Origin of the sequence: Streptomyces sp. NPDC048417, from assembly GCF_040651615.1 — a bacterium.
Classification (GTDB): Bacteria; Actinomycetota; Actinomycetes; order Streptomycetales; family Streptomycetaceae; genus Streptomyces.
On record NZ_JBEZKI010000013.1, the window covers coordinates 225,168 to 251,120 of the forward strand.

Annotated in this window: 21 protein-coding genes and 1 pseudogene; 14 read left to right on the top strand and 8 right to left on the bottom strand. The window is 72.1% G+C overall.

Annotated features, from left to right (window positions below; all coding sequences use genetic code 11):
• Positions 1-155: 155 nt before the first annotated feature.
• The 4 genes from AB0D59_RS21940 to AB0D59_RS21955 form a co-directional block, all read right to left on the bottom strand.
• Positions 156-839: a response regulator transcription factor gene (locus AB0D59_RS21940; RefSeq protein WP_362567709.1), complete on the bottom strand. Its 684-nt coding sequence runs from the start codon at positions 837-839 to the stop codon at positions 156-158.
• On the bottom strand, positions 836-2,080 hold the full coding sequence (locus AB0D59_RS21945) for a histidine kinase (RefSeq protein ID WP_362567712.1): 1,245 nt from the start codon (positions 2,078-2,080) through the stop codon (positions 836-838). Before AB0D59_RS21945 ends, AB0D59_RS21940 begins: the two co-directional genes overlap by 4 nt.
• A gap of 147 nt (positions 2,081-2,227) precedes the next feature.
• Positions 2,228-2,506: a hypothetical protein gene (locus tag AB0D59_RS21950; protein ID WP_362567885.1), complete on the bottom strand. Its 279-nt coding sequence runs from the start codon at positions 2,504-2,506 to the stop codon at positions 2,228-2,230.
• Positions 2,507-2,534: 28 nt separating this feature from the next.
• The gene (locus tag AB0D59_RS21955) at positions 2,535-3,326 is read right to left on the bottom strand and encodes a PspA/IM30 family protein (RefSeq protein ID WP_362567715.1); all 792 of its coding nucleotides are present in this window, start codon (positions 3,324-3,326) and stop codon (positions 2,535-2,537) included.
• Between the two features lie 331 nt (positions 3,327-3,657).
• Here AB0D59_RS21955 and AB0D59_RS21960 point away from each other — a divergent pair, with 331 nt between their 5' ends.
• The 3 genes from AB0D59_RS21960 to AB0D59_RS21970 all read left to right on the top strand — a co-directional run bounded on the left by AB0D59_RS21960 (position 3,658) and on the right by AB0D59_RS21970 (position 6,189).
• A complete protein-coding gene (locus tag AB0D59_RS21960; protein WP_362567718.1) occupies positions 3,658-4,254 on the top strand; it encodes a DUF3043 domain-containing protein in 597 nt (198 codons plus the stop codon).
• A gap of 83 nt (positions 4,255-4,337) precedes the next feature.
• Positions 4,338-5,039 (top strand): methyltransferase domain-containing protein, encoded by a 702-nt coding sequence (locus AB0D59_RS21965; protein ID WP_362567721.1) that lies wholly within the window; start codon positions 4,338-4,340, stop codon positions 5,037-5,039.
• 70 nt (positions 5,040-5,109) lie between these two features.
• Positions 5,110-6,189 carry a trypsin-like peptidase domain-containing protein gene (locus AB0D59_RS21970; RefSeq protein WP_362567723.1) on the top strand — a complete coding sequence of 360 codons (1,080 nt, stop codon included), beginning with the start codon at positions 5,110-5,112 and terminating at the stop codon, positions 6,187-6,189.
• 43 nt (positions 6,190-6,232) lie between these two features.
• Here the strand turns inward: AB0D59_RS21970 and AB0D59_RS21975 are convergent, their stop codons facing one another.
• The gene (locus tag AB0D59_RS21975; RefSeq protein ID WP_362567725.1) at positions 6,233-6,445 is read right to left on the bottom strand and encodes a hypothetical protein; all 213 of its coding nucleotides are present in this window, start codon (positions 6,443-6,445) and stop codon (positions 6,233-6,235) included.
• A 192-nt stretch (positions 6,446-6,637) separates the two neighbouring features.
• On the opposite strand from AB0D59_RS21975, the gene AB0D59_RS21980 reads away from it, so the two are divergent.
• On the top strand, positions 6,638-7,843 hold the full coding sequence (locus AB0D59_RS21980; RefSeq protein WP_362567728.1) for a bifunctional adenosylcobinamide kinase/adenosylcobinamide-phosphate guanylyltransferase: 1,206 nt from the start codon (positions 6,638-6,640) through the stop codon (positions 7,841-7,843).
• 141 nt (positions 7,844-7,984) lie between these two features.
• Here AB0D59_RS21980 and AB0D59_RS21985 read toward each other — a convergent pair whose 3' ends face one another.
• Complete coding sequence (locus AB0D59_RS21985; protein ID WP_362567730.1) at positions 7,985-8,959, bottom strand: class I SAM-dependent methyltransferase; 975 nt, start codon at positions 8,957-8,959, stop codon at positions 7,985-7,987.
• Positions 8,960-9,100: 141 nt separating this feature from the next.
• Here AB0D59_RS21985 and cobT point away from each other — a divergent pair, with 141 nt between their 5' ends.
• The 3 genes from cobT (at position 9,101) to AB0D59_RS22000 (ending at position 13,198) form a co-directional block, all read left to right on the top strand.
• Positions 9,101-10,189, top strand: a complete 1,089-nt coding sequence (cobT, locus tag AB0D59_RS21990; RefSeq protein WP_362567733.1) for a nicotinate-nucleotide--dimethylbenzimidazole phosphoribosyltransferase — start codon at positions 9,101-9,103, stop codon at positions 10,187-10,189.
• Positions 10,190-10,665: 476 nt separating this feature from the next.
• A complete protein-coding gene (locus tag AB0D59_RS21995) occupies positions 10,666-12,462 on the top strand; it encodes a phosphatidylglycerol lysyltransferase domain-containing protein (protein ID WP_362567736.1) in 1,797 nt (598 codons plus the stop codon).
• Between the two features lie 10 nt (positions 12,463-12,472).
• Positions 12,473-13,198 carry a hypothetical protein gene (locus AB0D59_RS22000; RefSeq protein WP_362567739.1) on the top strand — a complete coding sequence of 242 codons (726 nt, stop codon included), beginning with the start codon at positions 12,473-12,475 and terminating at the stop codon, positions 13,196-13,198.
• On the opposite strand, the gene AB0D59_RS22005 is transcribed toward AB0D59_RS22000, so the two are convergent.
• Complete coding sequence (locus tag AB0D59_RS22005) at positions 13,135-13,902, bottom strand: hypothetical protein (RefSeq protein WP_362567742.1); 768 nt, start codon at positions 13,900-13,902, stop codon at positions 13,135-13,137. The two genes, AB0D59_RS22000 and AB0D59_RS22005, sit on opposite strands and share 64 nt — an antisense overlap.
• 60 nt (positions 13,903-13,962) lie before the next feature.
• On the opposite strand from AB0D59_RS22005, the gene AB0D59_RS22010 reads away from it, so the two are divergent.
• A complete protein-coding gene (locus tag AB0D59_RS22010; protein ID WP_362567745.1) occupies positions 13,963-14,757 on the top strand; it encodes an adenosylcobinamide-GDP ribazoletransferase in 795 nt (264 codons plus the stop codon).
• Between the two features lie 110 nt (positions 14,758-14,867).
• Here AB0D59_RS22010 and AB0D59_RS22015 read toward each other — a convergent pair whose 3' ends face one another.
• A complete protein-coding gene (locus AB0D59_RS22015) occupies positions 14,868-15,680 on the bottom strand; it encodes an endo alpha-1,4 polygalactosaminidase (protein WP_362567748.1) in 813 nt (270 codons plus the stop codon).
• A 540-nt stretch (positions 15,681-16,220) separates the two neighbouring features.
• Between AB0D59_RS22015 and AB0D59_RS22020 the strand changes: the two genes are divergently transcribed.
• The 6 genes and pseudogenes from AB0D59_RS22020 (at position 16,221) to aceE (ending at position 25,674) form a co-directional block, all read left to right on the top strand.
• Positions 16,221-17,756: a leucyl aminopeptidase gene (locus AB0D59_RS22020; RefSeq protein ID WP_362567751.1), complete on the top strand. Its 1,536-nt coding sequence runs from the start codon at positions 16,221-16,223 to the stop codon at positions 17,754-17,756.
• 352 nt (positions 17,757-18,108) lie between these two features.
• Entirely contained in the window at positions 18,109-19,497 is a 1,389-nt protein-coding gene (gene lpdA / locus AB0D59_RS22025) for a dihydrolipoyl dehydrogenase (RefSeq protein ID WP_362567754.1), read from the top strand.
• Positions 19,498-19,557: 60 nt separating this feature from the next.
• On the top strand, positions 19,558-21,357 hold the full coding sequence (sucB, locus tag AB0D59_RS22030; RefSeq protein WP_362567756.1) for a 2-oxoglutarate dehydrogenase, E2 component, dihydrolipoamide succinyltransferase: 1,800 nt from the start codon (positions 19,558-19,560) through the stop codon (positions 21,355-21,357).
• A gap of 395 nt (positions 21,358-21,752) precedes the next feature.
• A complete protein-coding gene (locus AB0D59_RS22035; protein ID WP_362567759.1) occupies positions 21,753-22,376 on the top strand; it encodes a GntR family transcriptional regulator in 624 nt (207 codons plus the stop codon).
• Between the two features lie 129 nt (positions 22,377-22,505).
• A pseudogene (locus AB0D59_RS22040) lies at positions 22,506-22,679 on the top strand (signal peptidase II); the annotation flags it as partial.
• 292 nt (positions 22,680-22,971) lie between these two features.
• Positions 22,972-25,674 (top strand): pyruvate dehydrogenase (acetyl-transferring), homodimeric type, encoded by a 2,703-nt coding sequence (gene aceE / locus AB0D59_RS22045; protein ID WP_362567762.1) that lies wholly within the window; start codon positions 22,972-22,974, stop codon positions 25,672-25,674.
• Positions 25,675-25,953 lie beyond the last annotated feature (279 nt).

The following is a 25,953-nucleotide window of genomic DNA, read 5'->3' on the forward strand; positions in this document are numbered from 1 at the left end:
CTGTGAGCTGCGAATGAGCGGCGAAGGTACGGCACAGGGGGCACCTGTGAGCGCCCACCCCACCACCCTGACCCATGCGCCGCCCTGCTCACGTAGGTCCTGGGTGCCGTCCTTTATCCGGCTCCTACTCCCGCCGCAGTACGCCCGGGTGGAGGTCACTCCATCCTCGGACGGACCAGCCCCGACTCGTAAGCGATCACCACGAGCTGTGCCCGGTCCCGGGCGCCCAGCTTGGCCATGGCCCGGTTGACGTGCGTCTTCACGGTCAGCGGGCTGACCTCCAGGCGTTCGGCGATCTCGTCGTTGGAGTGCCCGCCGGCGACCTGGACCAGCACCTCGCGCTCGCGTGAGGTGAGCGCGTCGAGCCGCTCGGCGCGGGCCGGGTCGCGGCCGTCGGCGCCGGCGTCGCCCTGGGCGAGGAAGCGGGCGATCAGCCCCTTGGTGGCGGTCGGGGAGAGCAGCGCCTCGCCGCCGGCGGCGACCCGGATGGCGCTCAGGAGTTCCTCGGGTTCGCTGCCCTTGCCGAGAAAGCCGGAGGCGCCGGCGCGCAGCGCCTGCACGACGTAGTCGTCGACCTCGAAGGTCGTCAGGATGACCACCCGGACCCGGTCGAGGGACGGGTCCTCGCTGATCAGCCGGGTGGCGGCCAGTCCGTCCGTGCCCGGCATCCGGATGTCCATCAGGACGACGTCGGCCCGGGTCTCCCGGGCGAGCCGCACCGCCTCGGCGCCGTCGGAGGCCTCGCCGACCACCTCCATGTCCGGCTCGGAGTCGACGAGTACGCGGAACGCGCTGCGCAGCAGGGCCTGGTCGTCGGCGAGCAGGACACGGATCGTCATACGGAATCCCCCAGGGCGGCCGTTCGGTCGTTCGTACGGTCGTCGGTGTCGGTCTTGACCGGCAGGATCGCATGGACCCGGAAGCCGCCGCCGTAGCGGGGGCCGGTGGTGAGGGTGCCGCGCAGGGCGGTGACGCGCTCGCGCATGCCGAGCAGGCCGTGGCCGCCGCCCTCCTCGGGGGCGCTGCCCTCGCCGGAGCCGTTGTCGAGGACGGTGACCTCGATGCGCGGTCCGACGCGTACGACGCTGACCTCGGCCTTGGCCTCGGGTCCCGCGTGCTTCTGCACGTTGGTCAGGGCCTCCTGGATGATCCGGTAGGCGGCCAGGTCGACGGCGGCGGGCAGGGTGGTGCCCTGGTCGGCGCGGGCCACCTCGACCTGGAGGCCGGCGTTGCGGAAGGTGTCGGCGAGCTCTTCGAGGCGGTGCAGGCCGGGGGCGGGTTCGGTGGGGGCCTCGGGGTCGCCGGACTGCCGGAGCAGGCCGACGGTCGCGCGCAGTTCGTTGAGCGCGGAGCGGCTGGCCTCGCGGACGTGGGCGAGGGCCTCCTTGGCCTGGTCGGGCCGCTTGTCCATGACGTGTGCGGCCACCCCCGCCTGCACGTTGACCAGGGCGATGTGGTGGGCGACGACGTCGTGCAGGTCACGGGCGATGCGCAGGCGCTCCTCGGCGACCCGGCGGCGGGCCTCCTCCTCGCGGGTCCGCTCGGCGCGTTCGGCGCGCTCCCGGATGGCCTGGACGACGGCCCGCCGGCTGCGCACCGCGTCCCCGGCGGTGGCTCCGATGCCGGTCCAGGCGAAGATCGCGAGGTTCTCCTGGGCGTACCACGGGAGGGGGCCGGCGGCCATCGCGGCGGTGGTCAGCACGGTCATGGTGAGCAGGCCGGCCCGCAGGGTGGTACGGCGGTCGGTGGTGGCGGCGACGGTGAAGAGGGCGACGACGGCCGCCATCGCGACGGGGGCGCGGGGGTCGCCGGTGACGCATTCGACGACGGAGGCCGCGCCGGTGACCGCCAGGACCGTCTTCGGGGCGTGCCGGCGGAAGACCAGGGCGACGGCGGCGAGCGTCATCAGGACCAGGCTGAGGGGGTCCGGGGTGCGGATGCCCCAGGCGACGCCGTGCGCGCCGTGCGGGACGGCGAAAGAGCTGACGACCATGCACACGAGGGCGCCCGCGGCGATGACCGCGTCCACGGCGAGTGGATGGGCGCCGACTCTGCAGCGGGCTCTCTCGAAGGGGCTCACGATCTGAACAGTACGGCTGGTTCGTGCGGGCCGGAACCGTCGGTTCGGGCCGCCGCCGGCACCGCCCCTGGGGGGCTGCGCCCCCAGACCCCGCTTCGGCCTGAACGGCCTCGTCCTCGAACGCCGGACGGGCTGACGGTGTGAACGTCAGCCCGGGATCAGGCCGTCGTCCCTCAGCAGCGCCCGGACCTCCTCCAGGGTGGCGTCCGGGGAGGGAAGGATCAGGTCCGAGGGTTCCAGGGCGTCGTCCGGGAGGGGGGTGCCGACTTCTCGGACCTTGTCCAGGAGGGCGGTCAGAGTGCGGCGGAAGGCCGCCTCGTCGCCGGACTCCGTCTCCGCCAGGAGGTCGTCGTCCAGCTTGTTCAGTTCGGTGAGGTGGCTGTCGGCCAGCCTCACCTGGCCCTCCCCCATGATCCTTACGACCATGTCGGCCATGTCGCCCTCCAGGCGTCGGCTACTGCTTGTCGAAGCGCGGGGTGTCCTGCGGCTGCTGCGACTGCTGGCCCTGGCCGCTGCCGCCCTCGATCGCCTGCTGGGGCGAACCTCCGGCGAGCTCGGCCTTCATGCGCTGCAGCTCCAGCTCTACATCCGTACCACCGGAGAGGCGGTCCAGCTCGGCGGCGATGTCGTCCTTGGCCATGCCGGTCGGGTCGTCGAGGGCACCGGAGGCGAGCAGTTCGTCGATGGCGCCGGCGCGGGCCTGGAGCTGCTGCGTCTTGTCCTCGGCGCGCTGGATGGCGAGGCCGACGTCGCCCATCTCCTCGGAGATGCCGGAGAAGGCCTCGCCGATGCGGGTCTGGGCCTGGGCGGCGGTGTAGGTGGCCTTGATGGTCTCCTTCTTCGTACGGAAGGCGTCCACCTTGGCCTGGAGGCGCTGGGCCGCGAGGGTGAGCTTCTCCTCCTCGCCCTGGAGGGTGGCGTGCTGGGTCTCCAGGTCGGTCACCTGCTGCTGGAGGGCGGCGCGGCGGGACAGCGCCTCGCGGGCGAGGTCCTCGCGGCCGAGCGCGAGCGCCTTGCGGCCCTGGTCCTCCAGCTTGGTGGACTGCTGCTGGAGCTGGTTCAGCTGGAGTTCGAGCCGCTTGCGGGAGGTGGCGACGTCGGCCACCCCGCGGCGCACCTTCTGGAGCAGCTCAAGCTGCTTCTGGTACGAGTAGTCGAGGGTCTCGCGCGGGTCCTCGGCCCTGTCCAGGGCCTTGTTCGCCTTCGCGCGGAAGATCATCCCCATACGCTTCATGACACCGCTCATGGGCTTCGCGCGCCCCCTTCTGACGGACTCCGGCTCACAGATCCTGCGACAGAACCCACAGTACGGGCCCTGCCTCCATTACCGCACTGTTCGGGGACCGATGCGCTCATCCCCAAGGACGACTGCGGACAGTTCCACTCCGGCACAGGTAGTAGGTGCTCCCCCGAGCGAACCGCCTGCAACGTCCCCTCTGTCCCCTCTGGAGACGACTGACGTTGCGGGATCGTTCCCCGCCGGACTAGGGCCCACACCCGCCCGTCGCCCACCACCGCCCTTATTTTGAGGGGCCTGCGGCCCCGCACCTTTTGATTACCCCGTACCCTTGGGTTTTGTGTTCCGTAGCCGTGCCAAGGAAGAGAAGGCCCCCGCCGACAAGGCGGCCGTGACCGACTCCAAGCAGACCCGTGACCCGCAGGCGCCCAAGGGCAGGCCCACGCCCAAGCGCAGTGAGGCCCAGACCCAGCGCCGCAGCGTGGCCAGCACGCCGACCAATCGCAAGGACGCCACCAAGCGTCAGCGTGATGACCGGCGTGCCGCCATGGAGCGGCAGCGCCAGGCGCTGGCCACCGGCGACGAGCGGTACCTGCCGGCCCGTGACAAGGGCCCGGTCCGCAAGTTCGCCCGCGACTGGGTCGACTCGCGTTTCAACGTGGCGGAGTTCTTCCTGCCGCTGGCCGTGATCATCCTGGTGATGAGCGTGGTCAACAACGCGGCGATCAAGAACATCGCGCTGCTGCTGTGGCTGGTCGTGATCGTGCTGATCGTGCTCGACGCGGCGGTGAGCGGCCTGCGGATGCGCAAGCGGCTGGGCGAGCGCTTCCCGGACCAGAACCGGAAGGGCGCCGTCGCCTACGGTCTGCTTCGCTCCCTCCAGATGCGCCGGCTCCGGTTGCCCAAGCCGCAGGTCAAGCGCGGAGAGCGGCCCTGAGCACAGAGCCTTTCTCCGGGGGTGCGGCGGAGGCCTGGCTGACCAGGCTGGGCGGTCTGCGTGATGTCGTACGACAGGAGCTGGTGGCCCGGCAGCTCGACGAGCAGATAGCCGGGCGGTTCCCGGTCGGACAGCGGCTGCGGGTGCTCGACGTGGGGATGGGCCAGGGCACGCAGGCGCTGCGGCTGGCCCGGGCCGGGCATCAGGTGACCGGCGTCGAGCGGGAACCGACGATGGTCGCGGCCGCGCGGGAGGCCCTGGCCGGTGAGCCGGAGGGCATCCGCGAGCGGGTGCGGATCGTCGAGGGGGACGGACGGGACACCGGCGTCCACTTCCTGCCGGGCAGCTTCGACGTGGTGCTCTGCCACGGGGTGCTGATGTACGTCGAGGAGCCGGACGCGCTGCTGGCCGGGCTGGCCCGGATGCTGGCCCCGGGCGGGCTGCTGTCGCTGCTGGTGCGCAACGCCGACGCGCTGGCCATGCGGCCGGGGCTGAGCGGGGACTGGGCGGGGGCGATGGGTGCCTTCGACACCGTCTCCTACCGCAACCGGCTGGGCCTGGAGGTGCGGGCCGACCGGCTGACCACTCTCACCGCCGCTCTCGCCGGCATCGGTGCGCCACTGCATTCCTGGTACGGCGTACGGGTGTTCACGGACACGGCCGCGGACGGTGCCGAACCGCCCGCAGGGCTGGAGACGCTGCTGGCGGCGGAGGAGCGGGCCGGACGGACGGATCCGTACCGGGCGGTCGCGGCGCTGCTGCATCTGTGCGGGGTCCGCGGCTGAACCGTCGCGTGCTGCTCGTTCGGGTCAGCAGCACGAGCCGGACCGGCACCCCGCCACGAGACTCGGGGGCATGGACGCTTCCCGTACCCGTCGGACCTTCCGGACGGCCGCCGCGCTCGGCTCCTGCTGTCTCGCCCTCGTCTCCGGCTGTTCCGCCTTCGGCGGCGACACCGCCGAGGACGGCTCGACCGCCCAGGCCGCCCAGGCTGCGGCCGTTCCCGTGGCGGCGGCCGATCTGCAGAACCAGTACCAGAAGGTGATCAAGGACGTCCTGCCGTCGGTCGTGCAGATCCAGGCCAGCAGAGACCTGGGCTCCGGCGTGGTCTACGACGGCAACGGGCACATCGTCACCAACGCGCACGTCGTCCAGGGCGAGAAGAAGTTCAAGGTGACGACCGCCAACAACGAGGAACCGCTCACCGCGACGCTCGTCTACTCCTACCCCGAGCAGGACCTGGCGGTCATCAGGCTCGACAAGGTCCCCGGCGGGCTGAAGGCGGCCACCTTCGGGGACACCGAGAAGGTCGAGGTCGGGCAGATCACGCTCGCCATGGGCTCGCCCCTCGGGCTGTCGTCCAGCGTCACCGAGGGCATCGTGTCGGCGACCGGACGGACCGTCAGCGAGAACCAGGAGGGCGGCGGCACCGGCGCCACCATCCCGAACATGGTGCAGACCTCGGCCGCCATCAACCCCGGCAACAGCGGCGGCGCCCTGGTCAACCTGGACGGCCAGGTCATCGGCATCCCGACGCTCGCCGCGAGCGACCCCGACCTGGGCGGCAGCGCGGCGCCCGGGATCGGGTTCGCCATCCCGGGGTCGATGGTGAAGACGGTCGCCGACCAGATCATCAAGCAGGGCAAGGTCGTCGACTCGGGGCGGGCGGCGCTCGGTATCAGCGGGCGCACGGTCGTCGACGTGAACTACCAGCCCGCCGGGGTGGCCGTCGTGACGGTGAAGCCGGGGGACGCGGCCGACAAGGCGGGCATCCGACCCGGGGACATCATCATCAGAGTGGGTGACGACGACATCACCACCATCACCTCACTGGCCGAGTCGCTCGCCGTGGACCGGCCGGGACAGAAGAAGACGGTGACGTACAGCCGGAACGACGTCGAGCGGACCGTGGAGGTGACGCTGGGCGAGCAGTGACGGCGGGGCGGCCCCGCGCGGGGCCGCCCCTGACCGCCACCTCTCAGGACTCGTCAGCGTGCAGGCTCATCGGGCCGTAGATCTCGGTGGCGTCCTCGAAGAGCCGCACCTGGTCGGCGCCGCCGGCCAGCAGTTCCTTCCACTGCTCGCCGATCCAGGACTCGGCGTCGCCCTGGGTGGTGAACTCCTCGGGCTCCACCGCGGGCTGGACCTCCGTCCCGTCGGCCTTCTCGAACCGCCACGTCCATGCCGCCATGTAGGCCTCCTTTGATCCAACTGGTGCATCGTATAAGGACGCCGACAAAAACTCCGCTGGTTGTGGGGCATGTGCGGGCCCGGCAGGGGCTGGTCGCGCCCACGCGGCGGTGCCGCACGTCGATACGGCCCACGCCCCTTTCAGGGGCGCTGAACTCAGCGTCGGCCGCGAGGACGGGTGAGAATCGGTTCCGTGGAAGTGACTTTGCTCGGTACCGGTGCTCCCGCGGGTCTGCCCCGCCCGGACTGTCCCTGTGCGGCCTGTGCCTGCGCCGTCGGGGCGGACGTCCGGGCCGCCACGGCGGTGCTCGTCGACGGAACGCTGCTGCTCGATCTGACGCCGGGCGCGGCGTTCGCGGCGGCACGCGCCGGGCGGTCCCTCACCGGCGTACGGCAGGTGCTGCTGTCGCATCCGCACGACGGGCCCGCCGTCGAGGTGCCGGCCGGGCTGCCGCAGCCGGGGCGGGTGCCGGACGGCCGGGATCTGGCGCTGCTGACCGGGCACCGGGTGCGGGCGCTGGCGATGGACGCGGGCGGTACCGGGTACGCGGTGACCGGCACCGACGGGCAGCGGCTGCTGTATCTGCCGCCGGGCGGCGCGCCGGCCGGGCTGGAGAACGGGAGCGGGAGCACGGAGTCGTACGACATGGCGCTCCTGGACGTCGTGGGGCGCCCGGACGCGTTGGCGCGCCTGCGGGCGGTGGGGGCGGTGGGCCCGGCCACCGACGTCGTCGCCGTCCATCTCGACCACGACGTGCCGCCGGGCCCGGAGTCGCGGCGGCGGCTGGCGGCGGCCGGGGCGCGGGCGGTGCCGGACGGTACGACGCTGACGGTGGGGGTGTACGAGGAGGTGCCCGACGTGCCGCGCCGGACGCTGGTGCTGGGCGGGGCGCGGTCCGGGAAGTCCGTGGAGGCCGAACGGCGGCTGGAGTCCTTTCCCCACGTGCTGTACGTCGCCACGGGCGGGACGCGCGGCGGGGACACCGAGTGGGCGGAGCGGGTCGCCGTACACCGGGAGCGGCGGCCGGGGTCGTGGCGTACGACGGAGACGTGCGACCTGGTGCCGTTGCTGACGCAGGACGGGCCGCCGTTGCTGGTGGACTGTCTGTCGCTGTGGCTGACGGACGCGATGGACTGTGTCGGGGCGTGGGACGACACGGAGTGGGCGTCGGGCGGGGAGAAGGCGCTGCGGGAGCGGGTGCGGGAGCTGACGGAGGGGGTGCGGGCGACGCGGCGGACGGTGGTCGCCGTCTCCAACGAGGTGGGGTCGGGGATCGTGCCGGCCACGGCGTCGGGGCGACGGTACCGGGACGAACTGGGCAGGCTGAACGCGGCGTTCGCGGCCGAGTGCGAGCAGGTGGTGCTGGTGGTGGCCGGGCAGGCGGTGGTGCTGCGATAGGGGGGCAGGGGTGGGTCGCTTACCGGCGCCGACAGAGTGCCGCCCCAGCGGCACGACTGCCCGCGGCTACGACGGGCTCCGTAAGGGGCGCGGGGTACTGCGCGACCGGACCCCACCCACCCGCGGCCGCGCAACAGGCCGTCAGCGCCCCTTTCTCGCGATGATCCGGTACCCGTTGGAGAAAGGTGTGCGGCGCAGCAGCGGGGACAACGCCTGGTCGACGGCCGCTGCCACGGCCACCAGTGGGGCCGTCGCGCGTAGCGCCCGCTTCGGCAGCACCCGGCCCAGCACCAGGGTGAGCGCCGCCGAGATGTCGTAGGGGATGTGGGGCGACTTCCGGTCGGCTGTCAGGATCTCGCAGCCCTGGGACTCCAACTCGGCCCGCAGGTTGGCCGGCGGCACCAGATGCAGATGGCGGGGCTGGCCGTACGGGACCCACCACCTGCCGAGGAGCGCGCCGAAGGCGCTGCGCGGGTTCGCGACGTCGATCAGGAGGTACCCGCCGGGGCGCAGCGCCGCGAGCGCCGCGCGGAGTTCGGCGCGCGGGTCGGGGGCGTGTTCCAGGTGCCGGAACATGCTGACGACGTCGTAGCGGGCGCGCAGCCGGGCCAGGACCTCCGGTGCGGTCAGGTGGCCGCAGTGGGCCTCCTCGATGTGCCCTTCGGCCTGGGCCCACGCCACCCGCAGGGTCGAGTCCAGGCCGTCGAAGGACGTGTACGTGAAGAGTTCCTTCGCCGTGCGCGGGAAGTGGGCGTGGCCGGTGCCGACGTCCAGCCAGCTCTCCGGCTCCGCCAGCGCCAGCACCGCGCGGGCGGCGGCGCGGTGCCGGCGGCGGCCGCCGCGGGTCGCGAGCAGGCGGTCGGTGTAGTCCTCCAGACGGCCCTCGTAGTAGTCCCGGTGGTAGAGGGTGAAGCCCTCCGCGGTCAGCCGGGGGTTCTGGAAGGCGTGGGCGCAGTCGCGGCACTCGTCGACGGCGAACGTGCCGGGCCGGTGATGGAGGAGGTCGGACGTGCGCAGCCGGGTGCGCAGGCGTCTGGAACCGCACCAGGGGCAGTCCTCGCGGCGCGGCTCGTGGAACCGGTCGGTGCCCGGGAGGAGTTCGGGTGTGGGCGGCATGGGCGGCTCCCTGTGCTCCCTGTACGCAATACACTGCAAAACGGAACGTATGGGATACCGATCTTGCCTGCCAAGACGCCGTGCGGGTGTGGTGGCGATCTGGCACCGAACCGTTAGTTCGGTGCCGGTACTGTTCGGCGAATGAGCTCGCTTAATCTCGACGACTTCACCGATCTGATCGAGCGCCCCGACGGCGGTGTGCGCCGTGACGCGGAGGCGCGCCGGGAGCGGCTGATCGTGCCGCCCGGGTCGCTGGGACGCCTCGACGACCTGGGTGAGTGGCTGGCCGCCGCACAGGGTTCCGTGCCGGTACGGCCGGTCGAACGGCCGCGGGTCCTGCTCTTCGCCGGTGACCACGGCGTCGCCGAACTCGGCGTGTCCGCGCGGCCGGCGGGCAGTGCCGGGCTGCTGGTGCGGGCGATCCTGGAGGGGGCCAGCCCGGTGGCGGTGCTGGCCCGGCGGCTCGGAGTGCCCCTGCGGATCGTCGACATGGCGCTGGACTGCGACCCGGACACGCTGCCCGCGGAGGTCGCAGGGCACCGGGTGCGGCGGGGCAGCGGCCGTATCGACATCGAGGACGCGCTGACCCTGGAGGAGGCGGAGGCGGCCTTCCGGGCGGGGACGGCGCTGGCCGACGGGGAGGCCGACTCCGGGACCGATCTGGTGGTGCTCGGCGATGTGAGCGTCGGGGGGACCACGGCGGCCTGCGTCCTCGTCGCGGCGCTGTGCGGAACCGACGCGTCCGTGGTGACCGGGCGGGGCGGGCTCGCCATCGACGACCTCGCGTGGATGCGGAAGTGTGCGGCGATCCGGGACGCGCTGCGGCGGGCGCGGCCGGTGCTCGGGGACCAGTTGCAGTTGCTGGCGACGGTCGGCGGGGCCGACCTCGCGGCGATGACCGGGTTCCTGTTGCAGGCGGCGGTGCGGAAGCTGCCGGTGGTGCTGGACGGGGTGGTGGCCGCCGCGTGTGCGCTGGTCGCGCAGCGGATCGCGTTCCGGGCACCGGACTGGTGGCTGGCCGGCCACGACAGCGGGGAGCCGGGCCAGGCGAAGGCGCTGGACCGGATGGCCCTGGAGCCGCTGCTGGAACAGGGCCTGACGGTCGGTGAGGGAGCGGGAGCGCTGCTCGCCCTACCGCTGGTCCAGTCCGCGGCGGCCCTGGCCGCGGAACTCCCGGAGAAGCCGCGGGATCCGGAGTCGCAGGAGCCGGAGGAGAAGCCGGCGGAGTAGAAGCCGACGCCAAGGCCACACCGGCACCGCCGAACCGCGCCGTCCCGGCCGAACGCCGTCGCGGCGGGAAAGAAAGACCGGAGGGGAAGAGGAGCCGGGGGACGGAAGAGGGCGGCGGGCAAGCGGAGCCGGGAGAAGGAAGAGAGCGGCGGGGAAGAGGGGCTGGGGGGACGAAAGAGACCGGCAGGCGAGCGGAGCCGGGATGAGGGAAGAGACCGCGGGCAAGAGGGGCCGGCGGGACCGAAGAAACCCGCAGGCAGGCGGAATCCGGAAGACGGAAGAGAGCCGCGGGCAAGCAGAGCCGGAAGACGGAAAAGAGCGGCAGGCAAGCGGAGCCGGCGGGACCGAAGAGACCGGCGGGGAAGAGGGGTCGGGGGCGGGAGAGGGGGGTGGGCCCGGGGGTGGGTGGTATCGGAGGGGCGAGGTCCGTGCGTGTGGCGGTGTTCGTCGTGGGGGCGCCCATATGATCCATCTCCATGGGAGATGCCCGAATTGCCGTTGAACGGTGTGGTGGACGTGCGGTGGGGCGGCGGGCCGGCGGGGTTTCCCGGCGGGGCGCCGCCTTTGCCGTGTGGTACTTGCGGGCCGTCGCCTTCGTCAACTTCCTCAGCGCGGTGTGGGTGTCGTTGGGGCAGGACGTGCGGCGCCACAACCAGGAGGACTTCTTCACGCCGTACCTGCTGACCGCCGGCTTCGCCTCCGGCGTGTTCACCGCGTTCCTCGCGATCACGATGCGCCGCCGCAAGCGGGCCGCCTGGATCCTCAACCTCGTCCTCAGCGGGCTGTTCCTCGCGCTGTTCGCGTTCGCCATGGCGTTTCCGGAGATCCGGCGGTACCCCCAGAACTGGATCTCGATCGCGCTGACCGCCGCCTTCGTGGGCGCGCTGCTCGCCGGCCGCCGGGAGTTCTACGCCAAGGGCGACCGGTCGAACCCGCGGCTCGCCGCGACCGTGGCCGTCGGCGGCGGCCTCCTCGCCTCACTGCTCGCCGCCCTCCTCGTGACCGTCACCAACCAGGCCCCGCACGCCGCCCGTTCGACGTTCGCTGAGCGCTGGCACTACGGCACCCTGCGCCTGGTCTCGGTCGCCGCCGACCCCTCCCGGTTCCCGTACATCGCACCACCCAACTGGGTGAACGTCTCCGTCAACGTGCTGAGCACGCTCCTCGTCCTCACCGTCCTCTACGCCGCGTTCCGCTCCCGCCGCGCCGTCGACCCGATCACCGAGGACGACGAGAAGCGGCTGCGGGCGCTGCTGGAGCGGCACGGCGAGCGGGACTCGCTCGGGTACTTCGCGTTGCGCCGGGAGAAGAGCGTGGTGTGGTCGCCGACCGGGAAGGCGGCGGTGGCCTACCGGGTGGTCGGCGGGGTGTCGCTCGCCTCCGGGGATCCGATCGGGGATCCGGAGGCCTGGCCGGGGGCGATCGTGCCGTGGCTGAGCGAGGCGCGGGCGCACGGGTGGATCCCGGCGGTGATGGGGGCGAGCGAGGAGGCCGGGACCGTCTATGCGCGACACGGGCTCGACGCGCTGGAGCTGGGTGACGAGGCGATCGTCGAGGTCGCCGAGTTCACGCTGGAGGGGCGGGCCATGCGGACCGTCCGGCAGGCCCACAACCGGGTCGGGCGGTCGGGCTACTCGGTGCGGATCCGCCGGCACGAGGACATCCCCGCGGACGAGATGTCGTACCTTCTGCGGCGCGCCGACGACTGGCGGGACGGCGCCACCGAGCGCGGGTTCAGCATGGCGCTGGGGCGGCTCGGGGACGGGCGGGACGGGCGGTGCGTGATGCTGGAGTGCACCGACGGGGCGGGCCGGTTGCGGGCGCTGCTGTCGTTCGTGCCGTGGGGGCCGGGCGGGCTCTCCCTCGACCTGATGCGGCGGGACCGGGACTGTGACAACGGGCTGATGGAGTTCATGGTCATCGAGTTGCTGCGGCGCGCCGGAGAGATCCGGATCACGCAGGTCTCCCTCAACTTCGCCATGTTCCGGTCGGTCTTCGAGCGTGGCGCGCGTCTCGGCGCGGGGCCGGTGCTGCGGTTGTGGAGGTCCTTGCTGAGCTTCTTCTCCCGGTGGTGGCAGATCGAGTCCCTGTACCGGGCCAACGCCAAGTACCGGCCCATCTGGGAACCCCGGTTCCTGCTCTTCGAGAAGAGCGCGGACCTGCCGCGCATCGGCCTCGCGTCGGCTCGTGCGGAGGGGTTCCTGGAGACGCCGGTGCTGCCGAAGTGGCTGCACCGGCGGCACCTGGACACGGACCGGGCCTCCCGCCGGTGAGGACCACCGCATGAAGTCGCTCGCCCGCCGGGCCCGCGCCGAGTGGGGTCCCCTGTACGCCACCGTGCGGGGCGCGCTCGCGAAGCGGCGGCTGCGGGCGGTGCCGATGGCGGTCGCGGCGGTGTGGCTGACGGCGCTGCTGCAGTTCGTCCAGAACCAGTCGTGGGGCTATCGGTCGGTGCAGGACATCGGGGGTGTGCGCGCCGCGGACCCGCTCTGGCTGGCCCTGCTGCGCACTCCCCTGTCGCTGTTCGTACCGGCGCTGGACCTGCCGGTGTGGGGCGCGCTGGTGCAGATCCTGGTCGTGTTCGGCATCGCCGAGGTGTGCCTGGGCTGGTGGCGGACGCTGACCGTCGCGTACGTCGCGACCCTCGCCGGCACGCTGTACGCCCGCCTCGGCATCGCACTGGGTCCGCACAGCCCCCTGGGGCTGCCCGCCTCGGACGCCTGGGTGGTGGACACCGGTCCCTCGGCCGCCGTCGTCGGACTCGCGGTCGTCCTGGGCCGGCAGTACGGCGCGTACGTCACCGCGGGCGCGGTGGCGGCGGCGATAGTGGTCGAGGTGGCGCTGAAGGACAACCTCGCCGGCAAGGAGCACCTGGCCGCGATCGCCGGCGTGGGGGCGGCGTACGCGGCGGTTGCGGTGGGGCGGCGGCTGCGGCGCCGGTGGCGTCAGCGGCGGCCGGGCACCCGGGCCGGTTCGGGTCGGTCGGGCTTGCCGCCGATCCAGTCCTGAAGAGTCCTGCTGAGCCGGGCCCAGCGGCGGTCGTGGTGGTAGGCGCGCAGCCCGGACCTGGCCCGGGCGCGCGGGCGGTTGCCGTAGAAGCGGCGGGCCCAGGCCGAGCCGGGCCGGGCCAGGCGGACCGCGCCGACGACGCCGACGAACGGGACGACCACCCCGAAGATCGCGAGACGGGCCTTGCCCTTGCTCAGGGCGACGAGCGAGAAGAAGAAGTTCGCCACGATGTTCGCGACGACGGCGCCCCGGTCCTGGAGTTCGTCGGCCGAGATGTCGTTGACGCCGAACGGCGAGAACCCGGCGAGCAGCAGCCCGACCATCGCGGCGGTGATGACGACGACCTCGACGCTCTGTCGGCCCTCCTCGGTCCAGTAGACGTCGTCGAGGTGCAGGATCAGGGCGAACTCGTCGAGCACGAGCCCCGCGCCGATGCCGAAGACGATCGCGGCGAGGGCCGCCCCGAAGCCCTGCCGGCCGCCGGCGACCGCGCCGAAACCGCCGATGACGACGAGGACGACCCCGGGGACCACGTGGTGGATGTGCAGCCCGCCGGCCTTCACGTCGCCGAACGGGCCCTTTCCGGCGCGGATCAGCCGGGTGACGACGCGTGTGATCACAAAGGTCAGGACGAAGGCGGTCAGAGCGAGCAACAGGGGGAGTTTGCCCGGCTCGATGACGTTCCGCTCCAGCCAATGTCCCATGTGCGCACTTTATCCCTGGCCATGGCAGGGCCCCTCCTGACCACCGGGTAACCTGCGCCGGTGGCTGCGACCTCTGCGACTCCCTGGCGTGACGGCCTCCGCTTCGCCTTCGGCACGCTCACCGTCTTCCCCGTGAAGGTGACCCGCTGGGACCGCGAGGCCGCCCGGGGCGGCATGCTGCTCGCGCCGCTGGCCGGCCTCGCCGTCGGGCTCTGCGCGGGCGCGGTCGGCGCACTGCTGGTCCTGGCCGGGGCGAGCGCGTTGCTGGCCGCGGTCGCCGCGGTCGCGGTACCGGCCGTGCTCACCCGGGGGCTGCACCTGGACGGGCTCGCCGACACCGCCGACGGGCTGGGCAGCGGCAAGCCCGCCGAGGAAGCGCTGCGGATCATGAAGCAGTCGGACATCGGGCCGTTCGGGGTGATCACGCTCGTCCTCGTACTGCTCGGCCAGGTGGCCGCGCTGGCCGAGGCCTACGGCGGCTCGTGGCAGCACGGGATGCTGGCCGCGGTCGTCGCGGCCACGGTGGCCCGGCTGGCGATGAGCCTGGCCGCGGTGGAGGGGGTGCCCGCGGCCCGGCCGGAGGGGCTGGGGGCGGCGGTGGCCGGGGTGGTGCCGAAGGTGGGGGCGTCGGCGGTCACGGTCGCGGTGATGGTGGTGGCGGCGGGGGCCGGGGCGCTGGTGGGGTCGGCCGACAGTCTGCGGGCGTTGCTCGCGGTGGTGGTGGCGGAGGCGGCGACGGATGTGCTGCTGCGGCTGTGCCGGCGGCGGTTCGGCGGGGTGACGGGGGATGTGTTCGGGGCGCTTGCCGAGACGGCGGCGACTACAGCGCTCGTGGTGTTTTCCCTGGGGGGCTGAAGGCCGTCGCGCAGACCGCGGCCGCGTTGTGGCCGGTCGCGCCCACACGGCGGAGCCGCACATCGCTGCTAGCCCCGCGCCCCTTACGGGGCGCTGCCCCTGAAGCGTCCTCAACAGGTTCTGCGCCACACCCCCAGTTCGTACTTCTTCTCCAATGAGCTCAGTCTCAGCTTGCGCGACTGTGCGCAGAACCTGGTCGTCGGGAGTTCGTACTCCACGTGGAAGACGGCCTTGTCCGCCTCGACGAACGGCTTCAGGTCGTCGCACTCGTCGTACTGGGCGCACTGCTCGTTGACCGCGAAGTCGAAGTCGGCGACCAGCTGCGGGATCTGGTCCAGGTCGTTCTTCAGGCCCACCGCCATGCCCCGGTCGTGGGCGAGCCGGGCGATGAGCCGGTTGTAGCGGAGCTGGTCGGCGGCTTTGAGGGGGAAGCCCGTGCGGTTCCGGTAGCCGTCCATGTTGTCGGGCTCCACCGCGTCGAAGCCCTTGTCCTTGCACATGTCGAAGCGGGCCGCCAGCAACGGCTCCAGGACGTCCGTACGCCGGATGTCCAGCCAGCGCTCGCCCTGCCAGCCGTTGCCGCGCCCCAGCACCGACTCGGGGAACTTCTTCGCGTCGGGGCGCCAGTCCTCGAAGGCGCCGGTGGAGAGGTAGCAGATGACCTTGCGGCCCTTGCCGTGCAGCGTGCCGACCGTCGCCTTGGACTGGTCGAAGCCGTCGATGTCGTACACCGCCGCCCGCACGGACGTGTCCACACGGCCGCTCAGTTGCCACTGCCAGGTGACCCCGGGCCTCGGCTGCCAGCGCCCGGCGTCGTCCGAGGCCCCGGTGCAGCCGACGAGCAGGGCCAGCGGGACGAGCAGCGGCGTGGTGGTGCGGAGTTTCACCGGGCGGGCTCCAGGGTGTGCGGCAGGGGACCCCATCGATGATCTCCCACCCCGGGCACCGCAGGGCACACCGAGGTCCAGGCGCGGGCCCCGGTGTGATCCAGGACGCGCGCTCACCGGCGTACCGCGTTCCGAACGCCTCGGTGCTGACCGGGAGTTGCTGTTTCGCCCCCTCCGGGGCGATCACCGGGGCCCGGCAGAACCGGCCCCGAACGGGGCCTCGTTGGGTAACACCCCGCCCGGACAGTCCCCTTCCTCCTCCTTGTGGAGGATCCGGGCGGGATCAGCGAAAATCATGCGAAGCGGCAGGTGGCCCCACCCACCGGAACGCGACGAGTGTGGCCCGGGTCGCCCAGCACGAGAGGGGGAAGTGGCCATGACACCACCCCCAGGTGAACGCCCGCAGGAATGAGCGAACGCATCCACACGCGTAGGCTCGTCCCGGGTGTTCGCCGACAGGGTGAAGGCCCCGGTGGTAACGCGCCCCCAGGTCACTGCCTAGGGTCGCTTCCCGGGCCCGGTCGACCCACCCACTCGGCCACAGCAACTCAACATCGGAAGCGAGATTCCACCACCGTGACTGCTCTCACTCTCAGCACCTCAGCGGCGCCCGGCCTCCGGGCCGACGCGATCGTGATCGGTGTCGCCAAGGGCACGGGCTCCCGGTCCGGGGACCTGGTCGTAGCGCCGGGCGCCGAGGCCGTGGACAAGGCCTACGCCGGCAAGCTCGCCGACGTCCTGGAGACCCTCGGTGCCTCGGGTGCCGAGGGCGAACTGACGAAGCTGCCGTCGCCGGCCGGCTTCAAGTCCCCGCTCGTCATCGCGGTCGGCCTGGGCGCCGACCCCGACGGCGCCGGCTACGGCGCGGAGGCGCTGCGCCGGGCGGCCGGCGTCGCGGCCCGCACGCTGAACGGCGCGAAGAAGGCGGCCTTCGCGCTGCCCGTCGAGGACCCGGCCGCCGTCGGCGCGATCGCCGAGGGAGTGCTGCTCGGCGCCTACTCGTTCGACGTCTACAAGGACAACGGCACCAACGGGAAGGCGAAGAACGGCAAGGCGCCGCTCGCCGAGGCCACGCTGCTCGGCGGCAAGCCGCGGGACGCGGCCCACAAGGCGGCCCTCGCCCGCGCCACCGCGGTCTCCGAGGAGCTCAACCGCGCCCGCGACCTGATCAACACACCGCCGAACGACCTCACGCCGGCCGCGTTCGCCTCGATCGCCCAGGAGGCGGCCAAGGAGCACGGCATCAAGATCCAGGTGCTCGACGACAAGGCGCTCGTCAAGGGCGGCTACGGCGGCATCCTCGGCGTCGGCGGCGGCTCGGCCGCGACCCCGCGGCTGGTGAAGCTGTCGTACACGAGCCCCGAGGCGGACAAGCACCTCGCCTTCGTCGGCAAGGGCATCACCTACGACTCGGGCGGTATCTCGCTCAAGCCGGCCGGGCACAACGAGACGATGAAGTGCGACATGAGCGGCGCGGCGGCGGTCTTCGCGGCCGTCGTCTCGGCGGCGCGGCTCGGTCTGCGGGTCAATGTGACCGGGTGGCTGGCGCTCGCCGAGAACATGCCGTCCGGCTCCGCCGTCCGCCCGGGTGACGTGCTGCGCATGTACAGCGGCAAGACGGTCGAGGTGCTCAACACGGACGCCGAGGGCCGGCTGGTCCTCGCCGACGCGCTGTGGGCGGCGTCGGCGGAGAACCCGGACGCGATCGTCGACGTGGCGACGCTGACCGGGGCGATGATGCTGGCGCTGGGCAGCCGGACGTTCGGGATCATGGGCAACGACGACGCGTTCCGTACGGCGATCCACGACGCGGCCGAGGAGGTCGGCGAGCCGGCCTGGCCGATGCCGCTGCCGGAGCACCTGCGCAAGGGGATGGACTCGCCCACGGCGGACATCGCGAACATGGGTGAGCGGATGGGCGGCGGGCTGGTGGCCGGGCTCTTCCTGCGGGAGTTCGTGGGCGAGGGGATCACCTGGGCGCACCTGGACATCGCGGGGCCGGCGTTCAACGAGGGCGGGCCCTTCGGGTACACGCCGAAGGGCGGGACGGGGTCGGCGGTGCGGACGCTGGTGCGGCTGGCGGAGCTGACGGCCGAGGGTGACCTGGGCTGACGTCGGTTTTCGTGGACGGGGCCTCGCACGCGGGTAGGGCGAGGCCCCGTCGCCTGTCGGGGCGGTCCGTTCCGCCGCAGGGCGACCGCGCGCCGTGGGGACCGGTCGCGCCCACGCGGCGGAGCCGCATATCGAATACAGCCCCGCGCCCTTGGGGGCGCTGCGTGTGGTGTCTCACACCCCAGCCCGGCGTCTCGTTCACCGCCGACAAGTGCGAAGATGGGGCTCGGCAGGACAGGGCCCCCACCACAGGGCCGAAGAAGAGCGGCCGGACACCAGCCGACCGACCGGTCAACCACCCGTATGGGAAAAAGGTGCCCGGCGTACGGCGCACATGCATGGAGGACGTGACGTGGCGAACGACGCCAGCACCGTTTTCGACCTAGTGATCCTCGGCGGTGGTAGTGGCGGTTACGCCGCGGCCCTGCGCGGGGCGCAGCTGGGCCTGGACGTCGCCCTGATCGAGAAGGACAAGGTCGGCGGTACCTGCCTGCACCGGGGTTGCATCCCCACCAAGGCCCTGCTGCACGCGGGCGAGATCGCCGACCAGGCCCGCGAGAGCGAGCAGTTCGGTGTCAAGGCCACCTTCGAGGGCATCGACGTGCCGGCCGTCCACAAGTACAAGGACGGCGTCATCGCCGGCCTGTACAAGGGCCTGCAGGGTCTGATCGCCTCCCGCAAGGTGACGTACATCGAGGGCACGGGCCGCCTGTCGTCCCCGACCTCCGTCGACGTGAACGGCCAGCGCATCCAGGGCCGCCACGTCCTGCTGGCGACCGGCTCCGTGCCGAAGTCGCTGCCCGGCCTGGAGATCGACGGCAACCGGATCATCTCCTCCGACCACGCCCTCGTCCTGGACCGCGTGCCGAAGTCCGCGATCATCCTGGGCGGCGGGGTCATCGGCGTCGAGTTCGCCTCCGCCTGGAAGTCCTTCGGTGCGGACGTCACCGTCATCGAGGGCCTCAAGCACCTCGTCCCGGTCGAGGACGAGAACTCCTCCAAGCTTCTTGAGCGCGCCTTCCGCAAGCGCGGCATCAAGTTCAACCTGGGCACCTTCTTCTCGAAGGCCGAGTACACCGCCGACGGCATCAAGGTCACCCTCGCCGACGGCAAGGAGTTCGACGCCGAGGTCCTGCTCGTCGCCGTCGGCCGCGGTCCGGTCTCGGCCGGCCTCGGCTACGAGGAGCAGGGCGTCGCCATGGACCGCGGTTACGTCCTGGTCGACGAGTACATGCGGACGAACGTCCCGACCATCTCCGCCGTCGGTGACCTGGTCCCGACGCTCCAGCTCGCGCACGTCGGCTTCGCCGAGGGCATTCTGGTGGCGGAGCGTCTGGCCGGTCTGAAGACCGTTCCGATCGATTACGACGGCGTCCCCCGGGTCACGTACTGCCACCCGGAGGTCGCCTCCGTGGGTATCACCGAGGCCAAGGCCAAGGAGATCTACGGTGCGGACAAGGTCGTCGCCCTGAAGTACAACCTGGCGGGCAACGGCAAGAGCAAGATCCTCAACACCGCGGGCGAGATCAAGCTCGTCCAGGTGAAGGACGGTGCCGTGGTCGGCGTCCACATGGTCGGCGACCGCATGGGCGAGCAGGTCGGCGAGGCCCAGCTGATCTACAACTGGGAGGCGCTGCCCGCCGAGGTCGCCCAGCTCATCCACGCCCACCCGACGCAGAACGAGGCGATGGGCGAGGCCCACCTGGCCCTGGCCGGCAAGCCGCTTCACTCGCACGACTGACCCTCGGTCGACACACGCGACGACTCAGACTTCCGCAATTCGTAAGGAGCAACCGAAACCATGGCGGTTTCCGTAACCCTTCCGGCGCTCGGCGAGAGCGTCACCGAGGGCACCGTCACCCGCTGGCTGAAGGCCGAGGGTGAACGCGTCGAGGCCGATGAGCCGCTGCTCGAGGTCTCGACCGACAAGGTCGACACCGAGATCCCGGCCCCCGCCTCGGGCGTGCTGGCCTCGATCAAGGTCGCCGAGGACGAGACCGTCGAGGTGGGCGCCGAGCTGGCGATCATCGACGACGGCACCGGCGCACCGGCCCCCGCCGCACCGGCTCCGGCCGCCGAGCCGACCCCGGCTCCGGCCGCTGCCCCCGCCCCGGCCCCGGTGGCCGAGGCCCCCGCCGCTCCCGCCCCGGCCCCCGCGGCCGAGGCTCCCGCCGCACCTGCCGGTGGCGCCACCGGCACGGACGTGGTCCTGCCCGCGCTCGGCGAGTCCGTCACCGAGGGCACCGTCACCCGCTGGCTGAAGTCGGTCGGCGAGGAGGTCGCGGAGGACGAGCCGCTGCTCGAGGTCTCCACCGACAAGGTCGACACCGAGATCCCCGCGCCGGTCGCCGGTGTGCTGCTGGAGATCGTGGTCGGCGAGGACGAGACCGCCGAGGTCGGCGCCAAGCTCGCCGTCATCGGCGCCCCGGGTGCCGCTCCGGCGGCCGCCCCGGCCGCGCCCGCTCCGGCGCCCGCCGCCGCTGCCCCGGCCGCCCCCGCGGCCCCGGCTCCCGCGCCCGCCCAGGCCGCTCCGGCCCCGGCTCCCGCCCCGGTCGCCGCCGCTCCGGCTCCGGCCGCCCCGGCCCCCGCGCCGGCGGCTCCGGCCCCGGTCACCCCGGCCGCGGCTCCGGCTCCGGCCGCTCCGGTCGACGAGGGTGCCTACGTCACCCCGCTGGTGCGCAAGCTCGCCGCCGAGAACGGTGTCGACCTCGGCGCCGTCAAGGGCACGGGCGTCGGCGGTCGGATCCGCAAGCAGGACGTCATCGCCGCCGCCGAGGCCGCGAAGGCCGCCGCCGCCGCTCCGGCCCCCGCGGCCGCCGCTGTGACTGCCGGAGGCCATGTCGCCGGTGCGAAGAAGGCCCCCAAGCTGGAGGCCTCCCCGCTCCGCGGCCAGACCGTCAAGATGCCCCGCATCCGCAAGGTCATCGGCGACAACATGGTCAAGGCGCTGCACGAGCAGGCGCAGCTGTCCTCGGTCGTCGAGGTCGACGTGACCCGCCTGATGCGTCTGCGCGCCCAGGCCAAGGACTCGTTCGCGGCCCGCGAGGGCGTCAAGCTCTCCCCGATGCCGTTCTTCGTGAAGGCGGCGGCCCAGGCGCTGAAGGCCCACCCGGCCATCAACGCCCGGATCAACGTCGAAGAGGGCACGATCACCTACTTCGACACCGAGAGCGTCGGTATCGCGGTGGACTCCGAGAAGGGCCTGATGACCCCGGTCATCAAGCACGCGGGCGACCTGAACATCGCCGGTATCGCCAAGGCCACCGCCGAGCTCGCGGGCAAGGTCCGGGCGAACAAGATCACCCCGGACGAGCTGTCCGGCGCGACCTTCACCATCTCCAACACCGGCTCGCGCGGCGCGCTGTTCGACACGATCATCGTGCCGCCGAACCAGGTCGCGATCCTCGGCATCGGTGCCACGGTCAAGCGTCCGGCCGTCATCGAGACGGAGGAGGGCACGGTCATCGGCGTCCGCGACATGACGTACCTGACCCTGTCCTACGACCACCGCCTGGTGGACGGCGCCGACGCGGCCCGTTACCTGACGGCCGTCAAGGCGATCCTGGAGGCGGGCGAGTTCGAGGTCGAGCTCGGCCTCTGATCCGCCAAGGGTTGTACGGTGCCCCGTCCGGAGCTGCTCCGGACGGGGCACCGTCGTATCACCTGGGCGTGAGCCGGTCGTCGGACCAGCCGGCCGGCGTCGCCGTCCACGCGTGGGAAAGGTCAAAGCGGGGTACCGGGGTCAGGTTCCGCGTCCGGTGGCGGCTGTCCCCGCCGGATCCCCTCCGACCGCGACCGCGAACGGCCCGCGGGGGTTCTGCCGGTGACACGGCGGCGCTGACTCCGCAGCCGCTCCACGTAGCGAGCTTCGCGGATCTTGTGCGCCCGGGAAGCGTGTAAGTCTCGTCTCACCTGCGCGAAAGCGCCCCCGTGCGCCTCTCCCGAAAGGCGGTCCGGCCTTATTGTCTAAACGTCAAACGCCCTTAAGGAGCTCCCATGACCGCGCCCGTCGTCCACTCGCTGCGCGAACAGATCCGCGAGCACATCGTGGAGGGAATCGTCAGCGGGCGCTGGAAGCCGGGCGAGCGGATCGTGGAGCGGCGGATCGCCACCGAGCTGGAGGTCAGCCAGACGCCGGTGCGGGAGGCGTTGCGGGAGCTGGAGTCGCTGCGACTGATCGAGTCCGCGCCGAACAAGGGCGTGCGGGTGCGGAACCTGACGGCGGCCGACCTGGAGGAGAGCTACCCGGTGCGGGCCGGCCTGGAGGCGATCGCGGCGGAGCTGGCGGCGGAGCGCCTGGCGTCGGACTGCTCGGCACTCGACCCGCACGTCACGGCGCTCTACGAGGCCGACCGGAACGCCGACGGCACGGCGCAGGTCCGGCACACGGTCGGCTTCCACCGCGAGCTGGTCCGGGCGGCCGGCAACTCGGTGCTGCTGCACACCTGGGAGGGCCTGGGCATCGAGGTCTTCACGGCCCTGTCGATCCGCTGGCTGGGCACGGTCCAGCAGTCGTACGCCGAGGAGCACGAGGAACTGGTCGCCGCCTTCCAGCGCCGCGATCCACGCATCGCCGATATCGTGAAGGCCCATGTACTCGGGTGCGCGCCGCGGGCGTGACGACCCGGGTCACGGTCGCTGCGGCACCGCCGGACAGCGCCGCTCCGAGAGAGCGAGGAGACCGGGCGTGACAGCGAGCGATACGCCTGCGCCGCGGCGGCGGGTGTGGTTGCTGTAGTGGGCGGCGTGCGGGGCGCGGTGGTCGACTTCATCGCGGTCCGCGACTTCAGCGTGATGAATCTCGCCGACTGGGCGATCACCTGCGGAAGTGTCCTGGCGGTCCTGCTGTCCCTGCGCGGGCGGGAAGTGGGGACGACCGGCCGGGCAGCCCGAGCCGAGGCCGCGTGTCCCAAGGCCTCGTAACCCCCTCCCGAGCCTGCGGAGCACAAGAGCGCACCCCCGCTCAAAACCCCGTCCCACCTGCGTAAACCCCTTTCTGATCACGTCACCCGGTGCCATCGCTGGAGGCACCGGGTGCCGACTTTCTCGGAATCGAGAAGTTTTGCCCCTCAACCCTTTGATCGATCATCGATCAGGGAGTTATTGTCACCGACGGGCCCGCACCCGGGCCCGCCGCCCTGTCCTGCCAAAGACCAAGGGCACCCCCGAACCCTTACCGATGAGGGAACCCCCTTCGACTGAGGAAGGCGGCGACATGACCGACCCCCAGGCCATCCAGCCGAGCGCGCTCGACCAGCTCCCCGACCGGGACCCGGAGGAGACCGCCGAATGGCAGGCCTCACTGGACGCCGTGGCCAGGGAAGCCGGGCCGCACCGCGCCGCGTACCTGATGCGCCGCACGCTGGAGCGCGCCGAGGCGGACGGCATCGCGCTGCCGAAGCTTCTCGAGACCGACTACGTCAACACCATCCCCACCTCCGCCGAGGCCGCCGTGCCCGGCGACGAGGCGATGGAGCGGCGGATCACCGCGTGGAACCGCTGGAACGCGGCCGCGATGGTCACCCGGGGCAGCAAACACGGCGTCGGCGGCCACATCGCCACCTTCGCCTCGGCGGCCTGGCTCTACGAGACCGGCTTCAACCACTTCTTCAAGGGCAAGGAGGGGGACGGCAGCGGTGACCAGCTCTACATCCAGGGCCACGCCTCCCCCGGCATCTACGCCCGCGCCTTCCTCGACGGCCGCCTGACCGAGGCGCACCTCGACAACTTCCGCCAGGAGGCCGGCGGCAACGGCCTCCCGTCGTACCCGCACCCCCGCCGCCTGCCCTGGCTGTGGGAGTTCCCGACGGTGAGCATGGGCCTCGGCCCCCTGTCGGCGATCTACCAGGCCCGCTTCAACCGCTACCTGACGGCGCGCGGCATCAAGGACCTCACGTCGTCCCACGTCTGGGCGTTCCTCGGTGACGGCGAGATGGACGAGCCGGAGTCCACGGCCGCCCTCGCACTCGCCTCCCGCGAGGGCCTGGACAACCTGACCTTCGTCATCAACTGCAACCTGCAGCGGCTCGACGGCCCGGTGCGCGCCAACTTCAAGATCGTGCAGGAGCTGGAGGCCCAGTTCCGCGGCGCCGGCTGGAACGTCGTCAAGTCGCTCTGGGGCACGGCCTGGGACGAGCTGTTCGCGCTCGACACCACCGGTGCGCTGGTACGGCGCCTCCGTGAGGTACCGGACGCGCAGGTACAGACGTACCAGACCCGGGACGCCGCCTACATCCGCGCCGACTTCTTCGGCAAGGACCCGGCGCTCGCCGAGCTGGCGAAGCTGATCAGCGACGACAAGATCATCGAGTGCTTCCACGTCTCGCGCGGCGGCCACGAGGCCCGCAAGGTGTACGCGGCCTACAAGGCGGCCCTGGACCACAGGGGCGGGCCGACCGTCATCCTGGCCCAGACCGTCAAGGGCCACACCCTCGGCCAGGGCTTCGCGTCGAAGAACGCCAACCACCAGATGAAGAAGCTGACGGTGGACGAGTTCAAGACGATGCGCGACCTGCTCGAACTGCCCATCAAGGACAGCGACTTCACCGACGGGCAGGTGCCCTACGGCCACCCCGGCGCCGACTCCCCCGAGGTGCGCTACCTCCAGGAGCGCCGGGCGGCCCTCGGCGGCCCGGCCCCCGCCCGCCGTACGCACGCCCTGGCCCCCCTGCCGGCCCCCGCCGACAAGGCCTTCGCCTCCTTCGACAAGGGCTCCGGCTCGCAGAACGTGGCGACGACGATGGCCTTCGTGCGGCTCGTCAAGGACCTGGTCCGCGACAAGGAGACCGGCAGGCGCTGGGTGCCGATCGTCCCGGACGAGGCGCGCACCTTCGGCATGGAGAGCCTCTTCCCCTCCCTGGGCATCTACTCGCCCAAGGGGCAGACGTACGAGCCGGTCGACCGTGACCAGCTGATGTACTACAAGGAGGCCAAGAACGGCCAGATCCTCAACGAGGGGATCACCGAGGCCGGTTCGATGGCCGACTTCATCGCCGCGTCGACCGCGTACGCGACGCACGGCGAGGCGATGATCCCGTTCTACATTTTCTACTCGATGTTCGGCTGGCAGCGCACCGCCGACCAGATGTGGCAGCTCGGCGACCAGCTCGGCCGCGGCTTCCTCGTCGGCGCGACCGCCGGCCGTACGACCCTGACGGGCGAGGGCCTCCAGCACGCCGACGGCCACTCCCCGGTGATCGCCGCGACCAACCCGGCCGCGCTGTCGTACGACCCGGCCTTCGCCTACGAGATCGCGACGATCGTCAAGGACGGTCTGCGCCGGATGTACGGCGAGTCGGCCCCGGGCGAGGACCCGAACGTCTTCTACTACCTGACCGTCTACAACGAGCCACTCCCGCAGCCCGCGAAGCCGGCCGGGCTCGGTGTCGACGAGGGCATCGTCAAGGGCCTGTACCGCTTCAACACGGCGGAGTCGGCCGGGCTCTCGGTGGTGGCGAACGCCCCGCGGATCCAGCTGCTCGGCTCCGGTACGGCGATCCACTGGGCGCTCAAGGCGCAGCGGCTGCTCGCCGAGGAGTGGGGCGTGGCGGCCGACGTCTGGTCCGCCACCTCCTGGACGGAGCTGCGCCGTGACGCCATGGAGGCGGACGCCGCCCTGCTGCGCGGCGAGGAGCGGGTGCCGTACGTCCGGCAGGCCCTGCAGGGTGCTGAAGGCCCGGTGCTGGCCGTCTCCGACTACATGCGCCAGGTCCCGGACCAGATCGCGCAGTGGGTCGAGCAGGACTACTCCTCCCTGGGCGCCGACGGCTTCGGCCTCTCCGACACCCGGGACGCGGCCCGCCGCCACTTCGGCGTCGACGCCGAATCGGTCGTCGTCGCGGCCCTGGCCCAGCTGGCCAGGCGCGGCGAGGTCAAGGCGACCGCGGTGAAGGAAGCCCGGGAGAAGTACGGGCTGTAAGCCGACCGAGGGTTGTTCCGGTGAGTTCGGCAGCGCCGGACCGCACCGTCTCGGCCGAGCGCCGTCGCGGCGAGGAAAGGTGACCGGGTTTCGACGTCCGGCAGCCTTCCTCCGCCACGACGGCGCTCAGCCACGCCGGCGGTTCCCGACAGTGCCGAACCGCGCCCGGCCCCGGCTGCCGACGGTTGTTCCGGTGAGTTCGGCAGCGCCGGACCGCACCGTCTCGGCCGAGCGCCGTCGCGGCGAGGAAAGGTGACCGGGTTTCGACGTCCGGCAGCC